The sequence below is a fragment of the Bacillus luti genome, assembly GCF_001884105.1.
GTDB classification, from domain to species: domain Bacteria; phylum Bacillota; class Bacilli; order Bacillales; family Bacillaceae_G; genus Bacillus_A; species Bacillus_A luti.
On the sequence record NZ_MACI01000093.1, the window covers coordinates 20962 to 41356 of the forward strand.

At 35.1% G+C, this 20395-nt stretch carries 23 protein-coding genes; 13 read left to right on the top strand and 10 right to left on the bottom strand.

The annotated features are described in order from the left end of the window. Positions 1-9: 9 nt before the first annotated feature. The 3 genes from BAQ48_RS22765 to BAQ48_RS22775 all read left to right on the top strand — a co-directional run bounded on the left by BAQ48_RS22765 (position 10) and on the right by BAQ48_RS22775 (position 1614). Positions 10-588: a GNAT family N-acetyltransferase gene (locus BAQ48_RS22765; RefSeq protein ID WP_165613810.1), complete on the top strand. Its 579-nt coding sequence runs from the start codon at positions 10-12 to the stop codon at positions 586-588. Positions 589-656: 68 nt separating this feature from the next. Further along, positions 657-1115, top strand: a complete 459-nt coding sequence (locus BAQ48_RS22770; RefSeq protein ID WP_000276125.1) for a GNAT family N-acetyltransferase — start codon at positions 657-659, stop codon at positions 1113-1115. 121 nt (positions 1116-1236) lie between these two features. Then, entirely contained in the window at positions 1237-1614 is a 378-nt protein-coding gene (locus BAQ48_RS22775) for a hotdog family protein (protein WP_000029174.1), read from the top strand. A 38-nt stretch (positions 1615-1652) separates the two neighbouring features. Here BAQ48_RS22775 and BAQ48_RS22780 read toward each other — a convergent pair whose 3' ends face one another. Next, a complete protein-coding gene (locus BAQ48_RS22780) occupies positions 1653-2198 on the bottom strand; it encodes a helix-turn-helix domain-containing protein (protein ID WP_071712942.1) in 546 nt (181 codons plus the stop codon). A 156-nt stretch (positions 2199-2354) separates the two neighbouring features. Here BAQ48_RS22780 and BAQ48_RS22785 point away from each other — a divergent pair, with 156 nt between their 5' ends. Next, the gene (locus BAQ48_RS22785) at positions 2355-2759 is read left to right on the top strand and encodes a DoxX family protein (RefSeq protein ID WP_001071549.1); all 405 of its coding nucleotides are present in this window, start codon (positions 2355-2357) and stop codon (positions 2757-2759) included. 21 nt (positions 2760-2780) lie between these two features. Next, positions 2781-3638 carry a VOC family protein gene (locus tag BAQ48_RS22790; protein WP_071712943.1) on the top strand — a complete coding sequence of 286 codons (858 nt, stop codon included), beginning with the start codon at positions 2781-2783 and terminating at the stop codon, positions 3636-3638. A 16-nt stretch (positions 3639-3654) separates the two neighbouring features. On the opposite strand, the gene BAQ48_RS22795 is transcribed toward BAQ48_RS22790, so the two are convergent. From BAQ48_RS22795 to BAQ48_RS22805, 3 genes are all read right to left on the bottom strand, one after another. Beyond that, positions 3655-3969: a 4a-hydroxytetrahydrobiopterin dehydratase gene (locus tag BAQ48_RS22795; protein ID WP_071712944.1), complete on the bottom strand. Its 315-nt coding sequence runs from the start codon at positions 3967-3969 to the stop codon at positions 3655-3657. Next, a complete protein-coding gene (locus BAQ48_RS22800) occupies positions 3950-5704 on the bottom strand; it encodes an aromatic amino acid hydroxylase (RefSeq protein ID WP_071712945.1) in 1755 nt (584 codons plus the stop codon). Before BAQ48_RS22800 ends, BAQ48_RS22795 begins: the two co-directional genes overlap by 20 nt. Before the next feature lie 189 nt (positions 5705-5893). Then, entirely contained in the window at positions 5894-8647 is a 2754-nt protein-coding gene (locus BAQ48_RS22805; RefSeq protein ID WP_071712946.1) for a S8 family serine peptidase, read from the bottom strand. A 228-nt stretch (positions 8648-8875) separates the two neighbouring features. On the opposite strand from BAQ48_RS22805, the gene BAQ48_RS22810 reads away from it, so the two are divergent. After that, complete coding sequence (locus tag BAQ48_RS22810) at positions 8876-10114, top strand: TolB family protein (protein WP_071712947.1); 1239 nt, start codon at positions 8876-8878, stop codon at positions 10112-10114. Between the two features lie 43 nt (positions 10115-10157). Here BAQ48_RS22810 and BAQ48_RS22815 read toward each other — a convergent pair whose 3' ends face one another. Then, positions 10158-10280 (bottom strand): DUF4023 domain-containing protein, encoded by a 123-nt coding sequence (locus BAQ48_RS22815; protein WP_000071861.1) that lies wholly within the window; start codon positions 10278-10280, stop codon positions 10158-10160. Positions 10281-10349: 69 nt separating this feature from the next. Further along, positions 10350-10688: a phosphoglycerate mutase gene (locus tag BAQ48_RS22820; RefSeq protein ID WP_071712948.1), complete on the bottom strand. Its 339-nt coding sequence runs from the start codon at positions 10686-10688 to the stop codon at positions 10350-10352. Between the two features lie 166 nt (positions 10689-10854). Between BAQ48_RS22820 and BAQ48_RS22825 the strand changes: the two genes are divergently transcribed. The 3 genes from BAQ48_RS22825 to BAQ48_RS22835 all read left to right on the top strand — a co-directional run bounded on the left by BAQ48_RS22825 (position 10855) and on the right by BAQ48_RS22835 (position 12783). Further along, positions 10855-11463 (top strand): histidine phosphatase family protein, encoded by a 609-nt coding sequence (locus tag BAQ48_RS22825; RefSeq protein ID WP_116758551.1) that lies wholly within the window; start codon positions 10855-10857, stop codon positions 11461-11463. An 18-nt stretch (positions 11464-11481) separates the two neighbouring features. Further along, entirely contained in the window at positions 11482-12018 is a 537-nt protein-coding gene (locus tag BAQ48_RS22830; protein WP_071712950.1) for a delta-aminolevulinic acid dehydratase, read from the top strand. A gap of 264 nt (positions 12019-12282) precedes the next feature. Beyond that, positions 12283-12783: a DoxX family protein gene (locus tag BAQ48_RS22835; protein ID WP_048550927.1), complete on the top strand. Its 501-nt coding sequence runs from the start codon at positions 12283-12285 to the stop codon at positions 12781-12783. 37 nt (positions 12784-12820) lie between these two features. On the opposite strand, the gene BAQ48_RS22840 is transcribed toward BAQ48_RS22835, so the two are convergent. Both BAQ48_RS22840 and BAQ48_RS22845 read right to left on the bottom strand, forming a co-directional pair. Then, positions 12821-13705 (bottom strand): alpha/beta fold hydrolase, encoded by an 885-nt coding sequence (locus BAQ48_RS22840; RefSeq protein WP_071712951.1) that lies wholly within the window; start codon positions 13703-13705, stop codon positions 12821-12823. Positions 13706-13720: 15 nt separating this feature from the next. Beyond that, positions 13721-14554: a GNAT family N-acetyltransferase gene (locus BAQ48_RS22845; RefSeq protein WP_071712952.1), complete on the bottom strand. Its 834-nt coding sequence runs from the start codon at positions 14552-14554 to the stop codon at positions 13721-13723. 261 nt (positions 14555-14815) lie between these two features. On the opposite strand from BAQ48_RS22845, the gene BAQ48_RS22850 reads away from it, so the two are divergent. Next, positions 14816-16201 (top strand): alkaline phosphatase, encoded by a 1386-nt coding sequence (locus BAQ48_RS22850; RefSeq protein ID WP_071712953.1) that lies wholly within the window; start codon positions 14816-14818, stop codon positions 16199-16201. 6 nt (positions 16202-16207) lie between these two features. Further along, complete coding sequence (locus BAQ48_RS22855) at positions 16208-16720, top strand: hypothetical protein (protein ID WP_116758552.1); 513 nt, start codon at positions 16208-16210, stop codon at positions 16718-16720. Between the two features lie 28 nt (positions 16721-16748). On the opposite strand, the gene BAQ48_RS22860 is transcribed toward BAQ48_RS22855, so the two are convergent. Continuing rightward, positions 16749-17399 carry a GTP pyrophosphokinase gene (locus BAQ48_RS22860; protein WP_000456227.1) on the bottom strand — a complete coding sequence of 217 codons (651 nt, stop codon included), beginning with the start codon at positions 17397-17399 and terminating at the stop codon, positions 16749-16751. Positions 17400-17733: 334 nt separating this feature from the next. Here BAQ48_RS22860 and rpmG point away from each other — a divergent pair, with 334 nt between their 5' ends. Then, positions 17734-17883 (top strand): 50S ribosomal protein L33, encoded by a 150-nt coding sequence (gene rpmG, locus BAQ48_RS22865; RefSeq protein WP_001265617.1) that lies wholly within the window; start codon positions 17734-17736, stop codon positions 17881-17883. Positions 17884-17971: 88 nt separating this feature from the next. Then, positions 17972-19468 carry a YcdB/YcdC domain-containing protein gene (locus tag BAQ48_RS22870; RefSeq protein ID WP_071712955.1) on the top strand — a complete coding sequence of 499 codons (1497 nt, stop codon included), beginning with the start codon at positions 17972-17974 and terminating at the stop codon, positions 19466-19468. Between the two features lie 55 nt (positions 19469-19523). Here the strand turns inward: BAQ48_RS22870 and BAQ48_RS22875 are convergent, their stop codons facing one another. Further along, on the bottom strand, positions 19524-20228 hold the full coding sequence (locus tag BAQ48_RS22875) for a hypothetical protein (protein ID WP_071712956.1): 705 nt from the start codon (positions 20226-20228) through the stop codon (positions 19524-19526). Positions 20229-20395 lie beyond the last annotated feature (167 nt).

The window sequence follows — 20395 nt, forward strand, 5'->3', positions numbered from 1 at the left end:
TTATAATAAATAGTAACATTTAGTATACATGCAAAATATGATCGTGTAATAAAGAACATAACGTTGGGAAGGAGTTTAAAAATGTTCCATACAGATCGCTTACAATTTCGTAAATATACAATGGATGATTTGCAGTTCTATGCTTCACTATGGGGGAATGAAAAGGTAATGCGCTATATTGGAAATGGGGCGTTAAAAACGTATATGCAATGTAAAAAAAGTTTGGAGGAGTGGGTGATTCCTAGTTATAAAAGTGGTCTCGGTTTATTCGTACTGATTGAAAAGGAAACAGGAATACGAATTGGTCATGCAGGGTTAGTAAAGCAGAATATAGATGGAAAAGAGGAAATTGAAATTGGGTATTGGTTACTTCCGCAGTATTGGGGAAAAGGATATGCGAAAGAAGCAGCGGCAGCATTTCGAGATTATGGTTTCCAAGCATTGCGAATAAATAGATTAATTTCTCTTATTAACCCGAACCATCCTGCTTCAATATTTGTTGCTAGAAAAACAGGGCTTAGTTATGAAAAAACAACTTCATTTCATGGGATGGATGTTCTCGTCTATTCCATTAAGCGGGTTGGATGAAAAAATATTTTTTAAAAGGTAAATTGCATCTTTTGAAGAATGGTATATAAAAATAAAGGGGGGATTAAATGTACATTTATCACAATGGATTGATTATTCGTGAGGGGACGAGTGGTGTACCAGCATATGCAATTAAAGCTTTGTTTGAAGATGCTGGTTGGAGCAATCATAATATCCCTTCTTGGCAAATTGAGAAATTCACGATAGCATTTGAAAATTCAACATGGGCTTTTACAATTTGGGATGAAGAAGAGATGATTGCTATGGTTAGAGTCATTTCTGATCAAATTATGGTCGCGAACATAGTAGATTTAGTTGTAAAGTGTGAGTATAGAGGAAAGGGATTAGGTAAGAAGCTTGTAGCTCTTTGCTTGCAAAAACTTCCTCACGGTGATTGGTTCGCACATACATCTGCGAATAATTTTGATTTTTATAGAAGTTGTGGTTTTGAGGTGAGAGAGTTATCAAGAAATGGAACATGTGCGTACTATGGATATCAAGTTGCAAAAAAAGACGGTCATCGATAAATGAGTGGAATGTAAAAAAAATACAGTCGAGTAATACTAATTTTTTCATAATAGAAAATGAATTGAGACTCATTTTATGATAAAATGAAAGAAAATTCTGTTTATTATTAGGGGGATAAAAATGAGTATAACAGTTGGGGATGTATTTAAATATGAAAGAAGATTTACCGAGGAAGAAGTATTCGAGTTTGCAAATATTACAGGTGATAAAGGTAGGCATCATATGGAATATGATGAGAATGGACGATTAATGGTACATGGTTTATTGACTGCTAGCATTGGGACGAAAGTAGGCGAAGAGTTACATTACATAGCAAGAGAATTAGTAAGTGAGTTTATTAGACCAGTTTTTACAGGAGATACAATCACTTGTGAATTAACTTTAACAAGTATTGAACAAATGGAAGGATATAAAAAAGTTTCAATTGAGTCAGTATATCGCAATCAACATGAAAAGACTGTGCTAGTTGGGACAAGCTACGGGATAATACGAGAATAAAAAAGAAGCCTGTTTGAAGCAGGCTTCTTTTTTATTGTTTAGTAAACGCGTTTTCGGTTTTCTGCATGACTAGAGATAAGTAATAATGCAGATTCTGCCCCTATATTACGAACAATATGAGGAACACATGCATTCCAGGAGAAAGAATCCCCTTCTTCTACAATTGCAATGTCTTCTCCATGTTGAACTTCTAGTTTTCCGCGTAATACAAGATGACACTCTTCTCCTTCATGAGCATTCGGTGAGTTTTCTTTCGGAAATCCAGCAGGAATTTCTACGAGATTTAGGCGAAGGCCACCTTGCTCTGCAACATGTTCAATTCTTTGTTCATCTTTTCCGTATACACTGTATTTACGCTCGACCTTTTTGACAACTTTCAATCGATCTTTTTGTTCTAACAATAAATAGGGAAGAGGAACGTTTAAAAAATTGGAGATTGTTTCTAAAGTTGAGATAGATGGTGATGTTTTATTATTTTCAACCTGACTCATAAATCCTTTAGAAAGACCTGTTCCTTCACAAATTTGTGCGATTGTTATGCCTCTACGTTGACGAATTTCACGTATTGCAGAACCAATATTCATAAAATCAAGCTCCTTTTTGTAAACAACTATTTGTATCATAGCAAAAAAAATATATTTTTTCCCAGTGAAAATGAATTGACGAATAAAAAAAATTAGTGTATGTTTTGTAATGTAAATAAAAGTTTTGTATAAGAAAACTATAAAGGAGAGAAAGAAATGAATCAACATATTGGTAACTTAATTATTCGTATCGTGTTAGGGGTAACGTTCTTTATGCACGGTTTAACAAAATTCCAATCGGGGATTGACAATATTGCAGGATGGTTCACAAGCATTGGTTTACCAGGAGGACTTGCATACGGTGTAGCAACAGCGGAATTAGTTGGTGGTCTATTGTTAATTCTAGGTTTAGGTGTAAGATATATTGGATTATTATTTGCACTTGTTATGGTTGGAGCGATTGTAAAAGTAAAATGGTCAGCTGGTTTATTAGGAGATGGAAAAAATCCTGGCTTCGAATTAGAACTTGCATTACTAGCAATGGGTGCGTACTTATTTGTTGCGAAAGCTGATGGTTTTGTAGATAATTTCTTAAAAGAGAAAATGTCAAAGAAGAACTAAATTAAATGGGGGGCTAACAAGATGAGTTTTCAACTTCATCCCGACACAACACTTGATGTTGTTCATTTATATGTATCAAATATAAAGAAATCACTAGAGTTTTATACAGAGGTACTAAGCATGAAAGTGCTAAAAGAAGAGGAAGCAGTCGTTACATTTGGGAATGAAAATGATGAACCACTCCTTATCATTGAAGAAAAGAAAGAAGCTTTTCCGAAACAAAGAGGAAGAACAGGGTTATATCATTACGCAATTTTATTACCAAATAGACAAGATTTAGCGAACATTCTCCGTCACCTTGTAGAGATGGTATATCCACTGCACGGTGGAGCCGATCATTACTTTAGTGAAGCTCTTTATTTAGCTGATCCAGATGGGAATGGGATTGAAATTTATCATGATCGTCAAAAAGAAGTTTGGCGTGATGAGAATGGAGAGCTACCATTTGTTAGTAACCCGTTAGCTGGTGAAGAATTATTACAGCAAGGAAGTGTGTGGAATGGGTTCCCAGCTGGTACTGTGATGGGTCATATTCATTTACATGTGGCTGACTTAGAAGAAGCAAAACGTTTCTATGTGGATGGTCTTGGCTTTGAAGTAACGATCCCAGCTCGTAATGGAGCGCTGTTCGTATCGGCAGGTGGTTATCATCACCATATCGGTTTAAATACGTGGCAAGGTGAAGGGATACTACCGCAAATGCCAAATTCTGTTGGCTTGAAATATTTCACAATTGTATTAGCGGATGAAAAACAAAAAGAGCAAGTATGTGAAAGCTTAAAAAATATTGGCAAAATTGCTACGTACAAAGATGGAATATTACAAGCCCAGGATCCATTTGGACATTGTATCCATTTCAAAATTAAAGGAGAAGCCTAAAAAAGGCTTCTCTTTTTTACTTTCTTATAATTGCTTTTTCATTTTGAACAAATAGTTCATCAAATTGTTTTGCAAGCTCAAAATCTAGTTTCGTTAAACCTTTCGCATTCCAAGACGACAAAGTAATAATAACTGCTTTATACTGGATAAGGATAAAGGGGTGATGATTATGTTCTTCTGATAGTTTGGCAGCTTCAGAGACAAATTCGACTCCTTTTAAGTAATCGGAAAACATATATTTTCTTTCAATCCATTTCTCATCTTTTATCATCCATTTATCTAGCTTCAATAATTCCTCTTGAACTTGTTCTTCAGTTAATCGTAGCATCATTTTTCACATCCTTTACCTTCAGTAACGCAAGCCCATTGTTAATAAGACGTGTTACAGCTTCGTCCGTTGTGAAAGTAGACAGTTGTTGTAATAATGCTGCTGATGTTTCGTGACCTTTGTTATGCTCTAAAAGTAATTCTAATGTTTCAAGGCGAAGTAACCATTCTTTCGGATAAAATGTATTTAATACCTCTTGAATTGCTATTAATTGATCGACATGGGTATCGTGTAAAATCCCTTCATTACGAATATCGCGAACTGTTTGATACAGACGATCTAGTTCAGTTAATGTAAGAGGTACTGGAGTTTCTTCTATTTCTTCATCCATTGGGAAAAACGATGCTGCATCTGCTGCACCTGGGAATACAGAAGTGATTGTTGAACCAACCGCCATATCAAATGCTCCCCATGAAGCTTCAAATAACAAACGATCTTGATGAGTAACTGTACAATCTGTAAATGAGATAAGAGCAATCTTATTATCATTCTTTACAATATCTGTTATTGTTCCTGTTACATGAATACCACTTGCGAAAGTAAGCTCTGCACTATTTCCAATTGTAATGCCTAGTAGTTGTAATTGTTCTGCTGTGCAATTCTCTAATGCAATATCTCCAGCTAATAATCCGACTGGTGTTCCGAATCCATCGCTATGCACGGAGGTAGAATGATTTGCTACCTGTTTATTATGAATTGCTAATGCGGTTGGAGAGCTTGTTCTCATGTAAATGATTTCACCAATATCATTTTTAATCGTCTCTGTAAATGTACCTGTAATTTGTAATCCACTACTTAGTTCAGCTGTTGCATGGTTTTCAGAGCGAATTGCTTTTTCTAGTCCTACTGTACCACCTGTTTTAAAGGCCATTGTTTCAGAGAATTTCTCAAGTGCTTCTGTTAGTTCTTCAAACGATTCACATACAAATAGTTGTGGTTGCATTTTTGTTACGTCATAAGTTGTTCCTGTACAAGCTTCAATGGAAAAAGGAACTTTTTCTACAGCGTCCGTTAAGCAATGTTTACTTTCGCCAACAGAAGAAAGGAGGCCAGCCCCATATATTTTTGGATCGTCTATATTTCCAATTAATCCATATTCTACTGTCCACCAGAAAAGGCGTGAAATTTGCTCCGCTTCTGATAAGCCAGAAACTAATTTTTGTTTTTCGATTACCATATTTTCAGCAGCTTCAACTTCTTCAGGAGTAGAAGTAGGGCTTTCTTTTACAATCGTTAATGTACGAACGGCTTCAAATGCGTCATGCTCTTCTTTTGTAGAGAAAGCTTTTGCACCAATTTGTCCAAAGCGTTTTACATATTGTGCATATGTAGGGTCAAGTAGAATTGGTGCGTGTCCTGCAGCTTCATGAACGATATCAGGAGCCGGTGTATACTCGATATTTTCTATTTTGCGAATATCTGTTGCAATTGGTAATAATCCGTGACCTTGAAAATCAAAGAATGCGACGCCGGGAATGAGTCCGTCAATCGTTACAGCGCCCCAACCACTTGGTGCTAAACATTCATTCATTTCTTCTACCTTTGGAATCGCATCTATATTAATACCAGATGATTGCAGTCCATTCACATAGGATGGGTGAGCAACGTCTTTTAAGAAACTATGATTTTGTCTCATAATGTAACGCCAAACAGCGTGATTCACCGGTGTGTATTGATCGTAATGTTGCGTGGATACGAATGGTTTTAAATGTGATGGAATTTTTGTTTTCTTTGTCATTTAGACATCCTCCTTTTTTTCTATAAAATTGAATATCTGATTTGTATAGCTCGTACTAACCCCTTTTAAAATTGTAAGCGCTTATAATTTTATCATAAAATTCTGAATTATATAATATTTGTTTACGTGAGAAATAGAAAAAGCCCCTATCGGAACATCCGGTAGGGGCGGAAGAATCGGGGTAATACCTTATTTCACTTCTAAATCAACATTTAACTTAGATGTATTTCCAGCTGCATCAGTTGCTACAATATGAATGGTATTCTTTCCTTCTTGTAATTGACTACGATCGAAATAAATGCTGTAATTTTTTTCCCAAGGATTTAAGAATGCACTTTCCCATACACCATTTCCGTTAATTTCATATTGCATTCTCACTGGAATACCAGGTGCTACCCAACCAGATTCTGTCATCCAATCTAGTAGGATATCCTCCACTTTCCCTGTGATTACAAGGTTTTCTTGGTCAACTTCGTATGTTAACTTAGGTGCAGTTCTATCAAGAAATACAGCAGCTGTTTGTTTTGTTTCCCCACCAGAATTAGAAGCAACTGCTTCAATTTGGTATAGACCGTCAGCTAACGGAGTACCATCTGCTTTTGTACCATTCCATTTGAAAGGTTTGTATCCAGCTGTTTCATTTTTAGCTTGATGGATAATCCCTTGGTATGTTACACGTTCTTTTGTAACTAAATTTGCATGCAATGTTACATCATCCACAGGTGCAACTAAATAGTAGTTGATGAGATTATCGTCTAATATTTGGTCACCATTTGGACTAAACGTAGAATTAATAATTTCGAGTCCATCTATACGTTTGTAATCTTTAGGATCGATACTAAATGTAAATGGAATGCGAGTTTCTTCCTTCTTACCTTGTTCTTTTACATACACATTCCCAGTATATACACCTTGGGGCAATGAGCTATCGACAGTGATAGTAAATGGTTTTTCGGTACTACTATTCGGCTGTATGCTAATCGATGAAGGTACAGAAGTTTTTACTTTTGTTTTTGTATTTGCATCTAGCAATTCCACACGAGTTGAAAAACTTTTCTTTTTACTAGATAGATTTTGTAATGTAATATTTTGCGTCAGTTTTACTTTGCCACTATTTGGCTTAATAAGACCGAAGCTGACATTGTTAGGTTTGACTAATACATCTGTTTGAGCTGCTTTCGGGATGTTAATTAGACCAGATCCTTGCGTCATAACAGGATATGTATTTTCATTCACATCTTTTAAAGTTTTTGCGGTATTGGCAAGGGATGCTTTTAATTGCTCTGTCGTCCAATCAGGATGCATTTGACGTAAGAGGGCAACCGCTCCAGCTACTTGAGGCGCAGCCATACTTGTCCCATTATGAGATTCATAGCCGCCTCTCGGTACGGTACTTGTAATTTGTACGCCAGGTGCAACGATATCTGGTTTTATAAGCCAACTTCCTTGTGAAGGTCCTCTGGAACTAAAGTTACCAATTAATTCAGTTGGAACTGGTTGTCCAATTTTTATATTTTTCTTACGCTTTGTAATTAAGTTTTTCAACTCTTCGCCATTTGCATTTGATAATTGCATAACTGGAAGAGCTAGATTTTCTCGTGCAAAGTATTCAGGCATAATATTGATTTCTTTTTCATTAGAAATTAATAGTACACCAAGTGCACCAGCTTGCTTCGCTTGTTCTGCTTTTACTAGCGTACTAGAAGTTCCTTGTAGGACAAGGGCGAATTTTCCTTTTACATCTTGTTTTGCATAATCACTTGGCGAACCATATCCAACATATACAAGAGGCGAATCATTTCCTATTGGGAAATCAGATTTTGATAATGGTAACCCTTGATATGTTTTGCTAGAACCGGCTACTTGGAATGTTGGGAATGGGATAGAAACAGTAGATGCTCCAACTGATATAACACTACTTGCATTACCAGGTGCATCAACAGACCAAGGGTGTGGTCCATCATTTCCATTTGAAACAACTGCAGTAACTCCAAGCTTTGCCGCACGCTCAAGCGTTAATGTTACAGGCTGATCAGGTGTATTTAAACTTTGTCCAAGAGATAAATTTAAAACGTCAGCACCGTCTTGGATTGCTCGTTCAATACCTTGAATAATATCTTCTGTTGTACCAGTCCCACCATCATTCATTACGCGGTAAGCTAGAATAGAAGCATTTGGAGCAACGCCTTTAATTTTTCCGTTACCAGCAATAATTCCAGCTACATGAGTACCATGTACGTTACCATCCATCGGATCGTTATCTTCATCGACTGTGTCATATCCACCAATATAATTTGCTTTTAAGTCAGGATGCGTATAGTCTACGCCAGAATCGATAATAGCCACTTTCATTCCTTTTCCATCAAGTGGTTTGCCAGATGGATCTTTTAAATTCCACGCTTCAGGCGCACCAATTGTCGGTCCACCGATATTTGGTGCTTCTTCGTTAGTAGCACTTTTTGATGTTTCATGTAGTTTATATGTTAAGTTCGGATAGACTGCTTTTACTTCAGGTAAAGAAGCGAGAGCGGTAATTTGATCTCCAGGAACTGAAATAGAGAATCCAGAAAATAATGTATTATAAACTTCTTTAATTTTTGCACCAGGTGCTTTTTCTTTTATTTTCTTAGTCGTATCTTCTTGTGCTTTTTTTAGCTCAGCATGATAAGACTGCGCGTTACTATTTTGTAAATCTGGAGCATGCTGAATATTACCTTGTGCTGCGAGAGGTGCATGTTGCAATTCTACAATGACTGAAATTTCTTTTGCTGTTTTTGTTTCAACACTTTGAGCAATTTTATTTTCGCCCCACTGCTCAATTGTTGTTTTAAGTTGTGGACTAAATTGCTTCTCCTTTTGCAGTGATTCAGCATGGGCGCTTAAAGCTCCAAAACTTGAAAAAACGAGCGCCATACTTAATAGTGTAGATGTAGTTTTTTTCATTGAAACTCCCCCTAATAAAAAGTGTCAATATTCCGAAAAGTTATCTTACAAATTTATTTCAAATTACATAATCGGATGTTAGCTAAACTATATTTTCGACATAATTCATACCAATCCTCTTTGAATTAAAAATTTCTTGGGAAATTTTTTCTGATTATGTCGAATGGTGATTTTTTACATATTGTAGATGGGAAGTGAGGAATGCTATGAGGGAAATGGAGGGGTGTTATGAAAAGGTTCATAGTAAGTGGTGGTGCAGTATTACTCATGTTTTTATGTTCAATCACTATTGTTAGCGCAGAAAATAATGAAGCGAAAATTGCTTTTATTCGTCATCATGACCTTTGGATTAAAGTGGATGGAAAAGAAAAACAACTTACAAAAGGAGAGTACATAACAGGGCCAAAGTGGTCACATGATGGAGAATGGATTGCCTATGCTAAAGGAAAGAAGCAAAACACATTGGAATTGTACCGACTGGAAGATGGAAAGAAAGTTAGGCCATTGCAATCTGAAGTATCAAATTATCAATGGTCACCGAAAGAGAATGTAATTGCATTTGTATTTGCGAATACACTAAATACATTTGACGTCCAAAAAAAGAATACTGATTTTGAAAATGTATCAGCTGGTGTAGGTGATTATGCATGGTATCCTGATGGGGAAAAGTTTCTTGTATCCTCTGAAGCATATTTACTTCCAACAGGATGGACGGGAGCTCAGTTATATGAAGTACAAAAAGATGCCCATATGAATCCGCATAAAATGAAACATTTATATGCATTACCAAATGCACATGATGATTTTTTAGCGCTAGTTGCAAGTGGATTTAAGTGGTCACCAAATCGACAGTGGATCTCATTTTTAGCGGTACCGACAGCTTCATGGTCAGCTGATAGTAATACGCTTTGCTTAGTTCGTGCAGATGGCAGTCGATTTGAAAAAGTAGATCAAATGTTATTAAACACACAATGGTTCCAATGGGCACCATCAAAGAATATATTAGCCTATATTGAGGGAAGCGGGAGAGTGGCGTTAGAGAATAAACATTTAAAATTAAAAGAATTACCAGCACTTCAGCAGAGCATATTTACACCGAAAGGATTTGTCGATTGGGATTTCACATGGAAGAATGATCAAGTTATTGTCGTTTCAAGAGCAAAAGAGGCAGGGATAGAAACTCCGCCAGAAAAAAGGCCGCTACCATCTTTATATGAGGTCGATAGTACAAGCGATATACAACAACGAATCACAAAGCCACCTCATAAGCTAGGTGATTATCATCCGATTTTTATGAAGAAGAGCAATCAATTAATATGGATACGTTCAGACCGTGAGAAAGCCAATGTATGGATTGTCAATAGTGATGGAAAACAGGAAAAGAAGTGGATTGAAAATATAGATGTACCAGAGTGGTATTATGAGAAATGGAATTGGGAAAATGTTATCTCGGTGAAAGAAGAATAAAAAAACGTGCCTAAAAGATAATTTTAGGCACGTTTTTTTATTGTTATTTATGTGTTTTATTTGGCTTTTTTTTCGCTGGGTTCCCGTTTCCCTGACGCTTTCTGTTTTGTTCATCTTTTGCTTGTTTTTCATGCAGTGTATCTAAAAAATCATTCGAGTTACTCATTTTTATATCGCTCCTTTCATTTTGTCCTAATTACTATAACCATTTAGGAGGATAATCATGAGATAAAAGTTAAGCACTTAATTTTCTTCGATAATATATATAAAATATGCCATACGTAATAAATAGCATAAATAAAATTTGTAACTCTACATTTTCTTTTAAAATAGTTGTGACAGAAGATGGTAAGTAAGGTGATGTATTGTTTGTTCCTACACCTAACCATTTGTTTAAGAGGTTAATGATACAAAACATAAAGACACCAGACCAGCTTGCAATAATTGCTTTCTGCTTAATTTTTGTTTCCCGTTCATCATCTGTAATCCAAGGATTAGCAGCTTTATCACTACTGAAAAATCCGTTTATATATCCCCATATAATCGTTCCAATTAAGATGGTTAGCCATTTCATATTTGTGATTCCCCTCTCTCTTGTAAAAAGTATTTTACATATAAAAATTGTAATATTTTCCAATTTATTATGTCAAATATTTTTTACACACTGGTTTTTTATATAGCAGGAATAATGGATGAAATAGGGAAGGAATTATGTTGAAGGATTTCATAGAGAGAGGAGGATGGGTATGAAACTCGTCTTTGTTCGGCACGGTGAAGGAGAACACACAAAGGACTTGCCGTCAAGTTTACAAGTGTTGAATCCCACATTAACGGAGGAGGGAAGGAATCAGGCTAAATTACTTCAATGCAATGTGCCATTGCAAGAAACGGATATATTAGTTGCCAGTCCTACCATTAGAACTTTACAAACGGCGACAATATGGAGTGAGAAAGTAGCTTGTCCAAAAATCGTCCATCCATATGTATCCCCGCGTATTTTTCCTTATCGAGAAGGGGCGAGAACATTACCATGTGATCGTATAGTAAATCAGGAAATGATAACAAAGTTATTTCCGCATTTTTCGATAGAGAAAAGCGCAAATAAGCAGTTGTGGATGGAAGGTATAAATATTATTTCAGAGAATCGTTTTCAGCAAATAGTAGAGGAATTTCTTATTTGGTGTTATGAGCTACGAGCTGAAAGGATTTGCATTGTATCTCACGACGGGACAATTACAGCGTATAGGCAATATTTACAGAAAGTCGTTTTAACTAGATCTGATTTTTTGAAAGAAACGGGTATATATGAAATGGATGTACCTCTTAAAAGTCTGATTGAGGAGATCTAATTATAGGATGGAGGGTGTATGTTGAATGTTGCACTAGTAGTTGGATTTAATTCTGATTTAGAGGCGCAATCAATCCGAGCATCCCTTGAATATTTCGGGGCAAGAGTTGTAACATATTGGATTGGTAGACCGAAAGAATTTATCGATATTCTTTCTGGAAAGGGTTTATATAATGATATTAATTATGTTGTCTTTTGCTTTCATGGTGAGGAAGGAAAGTTTGTCATGGAAGAGTTGGGTGAAGATATATATGAACAAGATGAAACGAGGGGATACTTTGGTGCAGCCGAAATTTATAAATATGCAAAATTGCATAATACACATATTGTAAATAGTGGGTGTACGTTAGGGGAGCAAAAACTAGCAGAATCTTTTTTACGTAGTGGAGCGAAATCGTATATTGGATCGATAGATTATGTAGATGCGAATGCAGCACTTATGTTTACAATACGCTTATTTTACGGGGTTATTAACCATAAAAAAACGTTAGAAGAAGTATTTCAAGAAGCGAGTTTAATTGATAAGGAGACACGTACATTTCGATTCTATAAGTAGTATGAAACACATTTGTTCTATATTCGAATAAATGTGTTTCACATTTAACTCACACTTTTTTTACATTTTTTTCAATGAAAATGATTATCAATTATGGTATGATATGTTCAAGTTTTTACAGGTAATAAAAGTTACTATATAAACGTTAGTTTGTAATATTTCATACGTATGTCACGAATTATTCATAATTAACATTTGTAAAATAAGTAACTAATGTTATTATATTAACTGTAACTAACTTAATTACAACTCTAGGAGGAAGATATGGTTATTCAATTTTTAAGAGAAAACAAAGCAGTTTCTTTTGTGCTAGCAGTAATCAGAGTGTATCTTGGTTACACATGGTTAATGGCTGGAATTGGTAAACTACAAGGAAAAGGATTCGATGCAACGGGTTATTTACAAGGTGCAATTGAAAAATCTAAAGGAGCACAACCGGCTGTTCAATCCTGGTGGGCATCATTTTTACAAGATTTCGCAATTCCAAATGTCGATCTATTTAATACACTTGTAACGTGGGGAGAAATTTTAGTCGGAATCGGTTTAATTGTGGGCTGTTTAACAAAAACAGCGGTCTTTTTTGGTCTTGTAATGAACTTTTCCTATATGTTTAGTGGGTCAATTGGTGTGAACCCTGAAATGGTTATCTTATCTATGTTCGTTCTTGTTTCTGGTATGAATGCTGGAAAACTTGGACTTGACGGCTTTGTTATCCCAAAAGTTTTAGGATCAAAAACTCAAAAACGCCAAAAGCAAGCTGCTTAATATATGAAAACGGGTATCTCAAAATGAGATGCCCGTTTTATTTTTCAGTTATTATAGGATTTTTGTCGAAGAAATCTTTCACATACCCTACAAACTCCTGTGGTTCCTGACGAAATGGAGCATGGTAACCTTTTTCGATAATATGGAAAGTACTATTTTTTAAGAATTGATGATATGTTTCTCCTTCTTTCCAAGAAACGCTACTATCATTCCTTCCCCATATAATTAAGGTTGGTTGTTTCATTTCATTTGCATTGATTTGAAGACGTCTAGGCCATAATTTCATTTTATTGTAATGCTCTTCATCATTACGTTTAAATTTCACTTTGCTCTCATCATAATCTGCAACATCAGAAACAGTATTTAAATCAGTTGATAATTGTGGCTTAGGAGACCCTTGTTTATTAACGAATGTATGAGGCCCGCCTGTAGCATCAGTTAAGATAAGGTGGGTAACTGCTTCAGGGTATAAATATGTTAAATTAAGAGAAATTTCTCCGCCCATTGAATGCCCCAGTATTGCGAATGAATCATAACCTAGTTTTTTCATTAATTTATAATACAAATTCGCATGAGTGGGGAAAGAATAATAAAAATCCATCGGCTTAGATGAGCGTCCGAATCCTAAAGCATCTACAGAAATAATTGTATGATCTTTTGCTAAGTCTGAGTAAATTTTTTGAAAACCATTTGACGATCCTCCAAATCCATGGATCATAAGTAAAGGTGGTTTTTCATTACCGATCTTTTTGAAGTAAATGGTTTGACCATCTATTTCTACCATTTTTTCCTCGGTAGCTAGTTTTGCTGTAAGTGTATTTTTAACTTGTTTTACTTGTTCTACTGGCTTTTCTGCTGCACTACATCCTACTAATAGTGTAAGAGTAAGACAACCTACCATAAAATAGCTAAATCGCTTCAATTAGGTGTCCCCTTTCTAACATAATGCTGTATCTATCATAGCAAATAGCATCTCACGATTTCCAGGAAGTTGGCTACCATTTTTTATCATAAGAGGTGAAAGGAGCGTTTCTTGGAAATTTTCTGTTTGAAGAAATTTGCGGAATGAAAATTGTGGATGTGGGACATCAATCCTTACTGTGCCATTCCAACATTCACATATGTTTTGTAGTAATTGAATAGCATCTTCTTCTCGTTTGGCGATAAGTGGATTGATACATAATATATTACCTTTTTGTATGCATAAGGAAAAAGCTTCTATACAGTTATGTCTTTCAATTTTAAAAGAGTGGCTGGTTCTTGGTAATAGTAATGAATAAATTAAAGAACGATCGGCACCGGTTGTAATTTGATCGAGAGAAATAAGCGATATAAGGTCTTTCTCTTTTACTTGTTGTGTATGAGTGATATGTGTCTTAGTAGTTTGTTTTTCAAAACGATGAATCGTCGTTACTGTTTGAAATCCGCATGATGTATAAAGAGGCTCGCCAGCTTTTGTTGCAATAAGTGCAATTGGTTGTTTTGGGTGAGTGTGTTCTAAGCAGTGATTAAGCAAAATACGTCCGATGCCTCGGCCTTGAAAATTAGGATGGACGATTAACATACCAATAGTAGAAAAACTATTTTTAAAAGGAAATACTCCTCCAGCTGCAATCAGTTTATTTTCATACATATAACCGATAAATGTGCCGAGAGAAAGATACATTTCGAATTGTTTTTTCATAAATGCTTTATCTTGTAACCATCCAATAGCTTTGCAAAGGTCGAGTAAATCAAAAATAAAAGTTTCATCTAGCTTTATTATTTTCATAAATGTTCACCACATTTCTATTAATTTTCATAAAAGTAGATTAAAAATGTTAAATAAGAGATTTACGTTAAATGAAATCCAACTTGTTTATATTTTGATTGTAAAGGGGAAGATGGTTGGTATGAACAGACAAAGTTATACAAATTATAACTGATATTTACATAAGTTAACAAAAAATTTACATATAACTAATTTTCTCTTAATAGTCTTCTATTAAATTTGATAGTGGGAAATGAATAACCTAATTAGGGGGACAATACAGTGAAAAAGTTTGTAAAAAAAGCATGGCCATTTGCAGTTGTGGCATCATTAGCAGTTACTTCGGTAGCAGCATGGAATTTTACTCGTTCTAGCGAGGTTAATGCAGATGAGAATGGAAGCAATGCAAAGATTAAAAATGTTATCGTATTAATTGGAGATGGTATGGGTCCTTCATATATGACGGCTCATCGTTATATGAAAGATAATCCGAAAACATTCGAGATGGAATCTACAGAATTTGATAAGCATCTTGTAGGAACACAAAAAACATATCCAGAAGATGAACATGAAAATATTACGGACTCTGCATCAGCAGCAACAGCTATGTCTGCGGGGATTAAAACATATAATGCGGCAATTGCGGTTGATAACGATAAAGCGGAAGTGAAAACTGTTCTGGAGCAAGCGAAAGAAAAAGGAAAGTCAACAGGACTCGTTGCAACTTCTGAAATTACACATGCAACACCAGCTGCTTTCGGTGCGCATGATATTAGCCGTAAAAATATGGATGCAATTGCAAATGATTATTTTGATGAGAAAATTAAAGGGAAGCATAAAGTAGATGTTATGCTTGGCGGCGGCGTAAATAACTTTGTTAGAAAAGATCGTAACCTTACAGAAGAATTTAAGAAATCTGGTTATAGCTATGTAACAGATCGAAATCAATTGTTAAATGATAAAAATGATCAAATTCTTGGTTTATTTGCACCAGGTGGATTAGATAAAATGATCGATCGTAATGAGAAAACACCTTCATTAGAAGAAATGACAAATGCAGCAATTGAGCGTTTGAACAAAAATAAAAATGGTTTCTTCTTAATGGTTGAAGGAAGTCAAATTGACTGGGCTGGGCATGATAATGATATCGTTGGTGCAATGAGTGAAATGGAAGACTTCGAAAAAGCTTTCAAAGCAGCGATTGAGTTTGCGAAAAAAGATAAAAATACGTTAGTTATTGCAACGGCAGACCACGCTACAGGTGGATTATCTCTAGGTGCGAATGGCGAGTATAACTTTAAAGTAGATCCAATTAAAGCTGCAAAACGCACACCAGACTTTATGGCGAATGAAATTGCAAAAGGTGCAAATGTAGAAGAAACATTGAAAAAATATATTGATTTACAATTAACACCAGAAGAAATTAAAGCTGTAAATGATATAGCTCCATCAAAAGATGTAACAAAGATTGATAATGCGATTGAAGATATTTTCAATAAGCGCTCGGTTACAGGATGGACAACTGGTGGACATACAGGTGAAGATGTAAACGTGTATGCATTTGGACCAGGTAAATACTTATTCTCTGGTGTTCAAGAGAATACAAATATCGCGAAACGTGTCTTTGATATTGTTGGCGGTGGCGATCCGAATAAAGGAAGACGCTAATTATAAATGAAAGTGAGGCGAAATGCCTCACTTTTCTTTTTAGGAGTTGGAAAGATGAAGATTTTCTTAGGGAAATTCAGATTGTTATTAGTAGTATTATTGTTAGTTGGATGTCAATCTCAAGAGGAAAATGTAGAACAAAAAACTACTACTAAGAAAACTGAAGAAAAGGTACAGATAACGAAAGAAGAAGAGAAGTCTATTCAAGATGTTATTGAGACATTTGTACGGACAACGAATGAAAAAAATCTTGCTGAACATATGGAGTTATTTTCAAAGAAGATGCCTAGTGCCGAAGACTTAAAAACACAAAAAGAAGCAGCTTTTCAAAAGGGAAATAAGAAAATTGAATTGGAACATCTAGATATGAAAGCTAGTAAAGCAGGCTATGTGATTGTTGAAACGAAAGAAAAGGAAACAGATGGGGAAGTCACCCTTCAGAAGAAAGTGCAGTATGCGCTTGGAAAAGAAGATGAGAAATGGAAAATTGAAGAGGTTCGCACGATAGAAAAGAAATAAAAAAGGTTCTCATAAGAGAGAACCTTTTTTAAAGTGGTAGTAAAATTTGATTTGAGCATGCTTCAATGTCATCAATATCTTGGCGAATTGTCGCCATTTTATTGTCAAGATCTTCAGCTTTCATTGCTGCATCGTGTAGCTCATCTTTTAAATACTCAGGTATATTGCCTTCGTATTTATAATAAAGTTTATGTTCTAAACTTGCCCAAAAATCCATAGCAAGTGTACGTAACTGAATTTCTGCAAATACATCTTTTGTACCAGAATTTAATGATAAAGGATATTTAATAATCATGTGCAAACTTTTATATCCGTTCCCTTTTGGATTAGCAATATAATCTTTTACATCTATGACTTCCATATCCTCACGCTTTTGAATTACTTCTTTTAAATGATAGATATCTTCTACGAAGCAGCATGTAATACGAATGCCAATGATATCTTGTAACTGTGTTTGAGCATTTTCCACTGTTGGTGATAAGTTTTTACGCTCTAGCTTTTTAATAATACTTTCAGGTTGTTTTAGTCTAGTTTTTATATGTTCAAACGGGTTGTAATCCTCTAGAAATTGAGCTTCCCGGTTCATAATTTCAAATTTAGTTTTTAACTCTTCTAAAGCAAATGTATACGGTAATACAAAAGCTTTCCAATAGTTAACTGTTGATTGATTATATTCCATTTATATACACACCTTTTCCTATTTACAAGTGAGGTTACTATACTAAATACCAAATCATATAAGCGCAAGCAGCAAATGATGAAACCATAAAACGATATTTAGTTTTCATACTTTCAACTCCTTTCGAATGAGATTCTATATGAATAAACGTGATTGTTAATAAGTTCACTATGTACAAGTTCTATAGTAATAGATTCGTGTGAATTTCGTATGAACTAATTGTTTCAGCTTTTTGTCTTTTTCTTGTAATTGACAAATTAAGTGAAGTTGTATATTATTTAAATCGTAATCATTACGTTTTAGTTGCGATTTTTGAACGAAAGGAGAATGACATATGCGGGTAAATATTACATTAGCTTGTACGGAGTGTGGTGATCGTAATTATATTTCTAAAAAGAATAAACGAAACAACCCAGAGCGCATCGAACTAAAAAAATATTGTCCACGATTAAAACGGGTAACATTACATCGTGAAACGAAGTAGAAGACTAGAGATATCTCTAGTCTTCTTTTGTTAATATTTTTTTGGTTTTGTTTGTTATAATTACCTTAAATTGTAACAAAGGAGGGGTATGATGAATCAAAAAGATAAAGAAAGAAAAGAGAAAGTGGCACATATTATTGAAATTTCGGATGATTATAGACTCGTTGTAGATGATCAAGAAGGTGTGGATGACCCATATCATCTATTATGGTGGGAGCATAAAGAGGATGAGGAGAAAACGGTACAGATTACGCTGAATAGACATACCGGTAATTTAATTGATTTTAGGATAGGTGATGAAAATTCTTTTTCAAGTGGTAAGGCAGCGATAGAGGAGAATAAGGCAAGGGAAATTGCAAATGTATTTATAAAGAAATATGTGAAAGAAGGATTAGAAAGTTATACATATGTGAAGGTCAAGGACGATAGGCGCGGTTGGAAAGAAGTAAATTATATGCAGGAAGTGAATAGCTATCCATTGCCGAATACAGGATGTGTTGTACGAGTCCATCCTTCAGGTAATGTTGTGAATTTCCATTATAATGGACAAAAAGCGATAGAGAAAAAACCGTTATGGCCAAGTGAAATTGTTGAGGAGAATATCGTTTTAGAAAATTTGAAAGCTAGACAAGATATGAGACTTGTATTTGTAGATTTAACATACTCTTCATGTAAATATGAAAATGGTGAGGAAATAAAAGGGCATCATCTTGTATATGAGCCAGCGCCTAGTTATGCGTTTATTAAAGCAAGTACAGGTAAAGATTTATATGGGCCAGACCATTATAAATTACCTTCTACAGTACTTGTTGATAAACCCCTAAAGAGTAGTCCAAAAAAAGATGTGCTTGATTTATTTGATTGGGACAAGGAGAAATTTGTAAAATTAGATGAAAAAGTAGATGAGGATGAAGTCCGGATAAAATTTGTATTAAAAGAAGAATTACAAAAAGAAGTAGAAGAGAAGGATTCATATTCAATGGATGAGTTTTATAAAAAACATTTTCCGATGTTGAAGCATGATGAATTTGTTGTAATTACTCTAGATAAAGAAACAAATCAATTGCTTTCTTTTTTTATGTGGCAGGATGAGAAAAAAAGAAGAACAATCTTATCAAGAGAGCAATGTTTAAGCAAAGCACTTCAATTTTTAGAGCATACTATCCCAGATGCGACAAAGTATATTCAGCTTTGGGATGATTATGAAGAGGAAGAGGGGATAGAGAGGTTTTCCTTTTCAATGTATGTAAATGACATTCATGTAGAGCGGAAATATATTATGATCAACATCAATGCAGAAAATGGTGCAGTGATGCACTACTCTGGAGAGTCTAGCAAATTTATAAAAGAATTACTTACATATGAAACAACACCAAAAGTAACAAAAGAAGAAGCGTTAGAAGTATATAGAGAGGCCATGAGAGTTAATTTAGAATGGTTTTTAGAAAATGAGGTAGAGGAAACGAACTACGAACTACTGTATAAACAAACAACGAATGAAAATTATAAAGAATCCTTTGAATGTAGTCGAGAAATTCGTTATATTGATGCGCATACTGGGGAGAAAATTTGGAGTGAATATTAGTAAAAGCCAATCGATACGTTTCGATTGGCCTTTACTATGTTCGTAGAATAATTTGTTAATTGCTATTAAGTGGTTGAAGAACACCATCTTGAGCTTTCGACCAGTTATATAGATTTCCATCAGATCCTACTGCAAAATTTAGAGCGCGCGAGTTCTCAGGAGATTCGCGTACGTATAAGACGTCGTATAGTTTAATACCATTTATTGTGCCAATTAGTTTGTCTTCCCCAGATCCATAACGAATTTCCTCTGAGCGAGTTCCCATTCTTTTCTCGAGAACCCTCACAGCATCTTCACTTGTGAATTTAATAGTATCGGCTTGTATATTTGGTTGTTTAGCTGGCTGTTGATCTTTCTGGGGGTTTTTAGATGTTGCTTCAGGTTTTGTATTATTTTCAGTTTTTGTGTTGTTTTTAGTTGTTGTGCTGTTCTCAGTTTTTGCGTTGTTCTCAGTTTTTGCGTTGTTCTCAGTTTTTGCGTTGTTCTCAGTTTTTGCGTTGTTCTCAGTTTTTGTGTTGTTCTCAGTTTTTGCGTTGTTCTCAGTTTTTGTGCTGTTCTCAGTTTTTGTGTTGTTCTCAGTGTTTGCATTGTCTTCAGTTTTTTGGCTATCTTCCGTTTTTGTACTGTCTTTTGATGCGGCAGTATCCTGTTTAGTAGCCTCAGTTTTTGTAGGAGACGTTTGTTGTCCACAAGCTGAAAGTAAGAAAAATGATAATGTGAGTACTGCAAGGTTTCTGATTTGTGACGTAGCGTATCGCATGAAAACACCTCTTTCAAAATTTTGGAACTTAACATATTGTAATACATTGGAAAAAATATGCAAGGTATGAAAGACTTATTTCGTTCGACAAAAAGCTAAGGATTCCATATTTATATCGTACAGACACAAACAACCTCACGCCCACATACACTTAGTAAAGACCACTA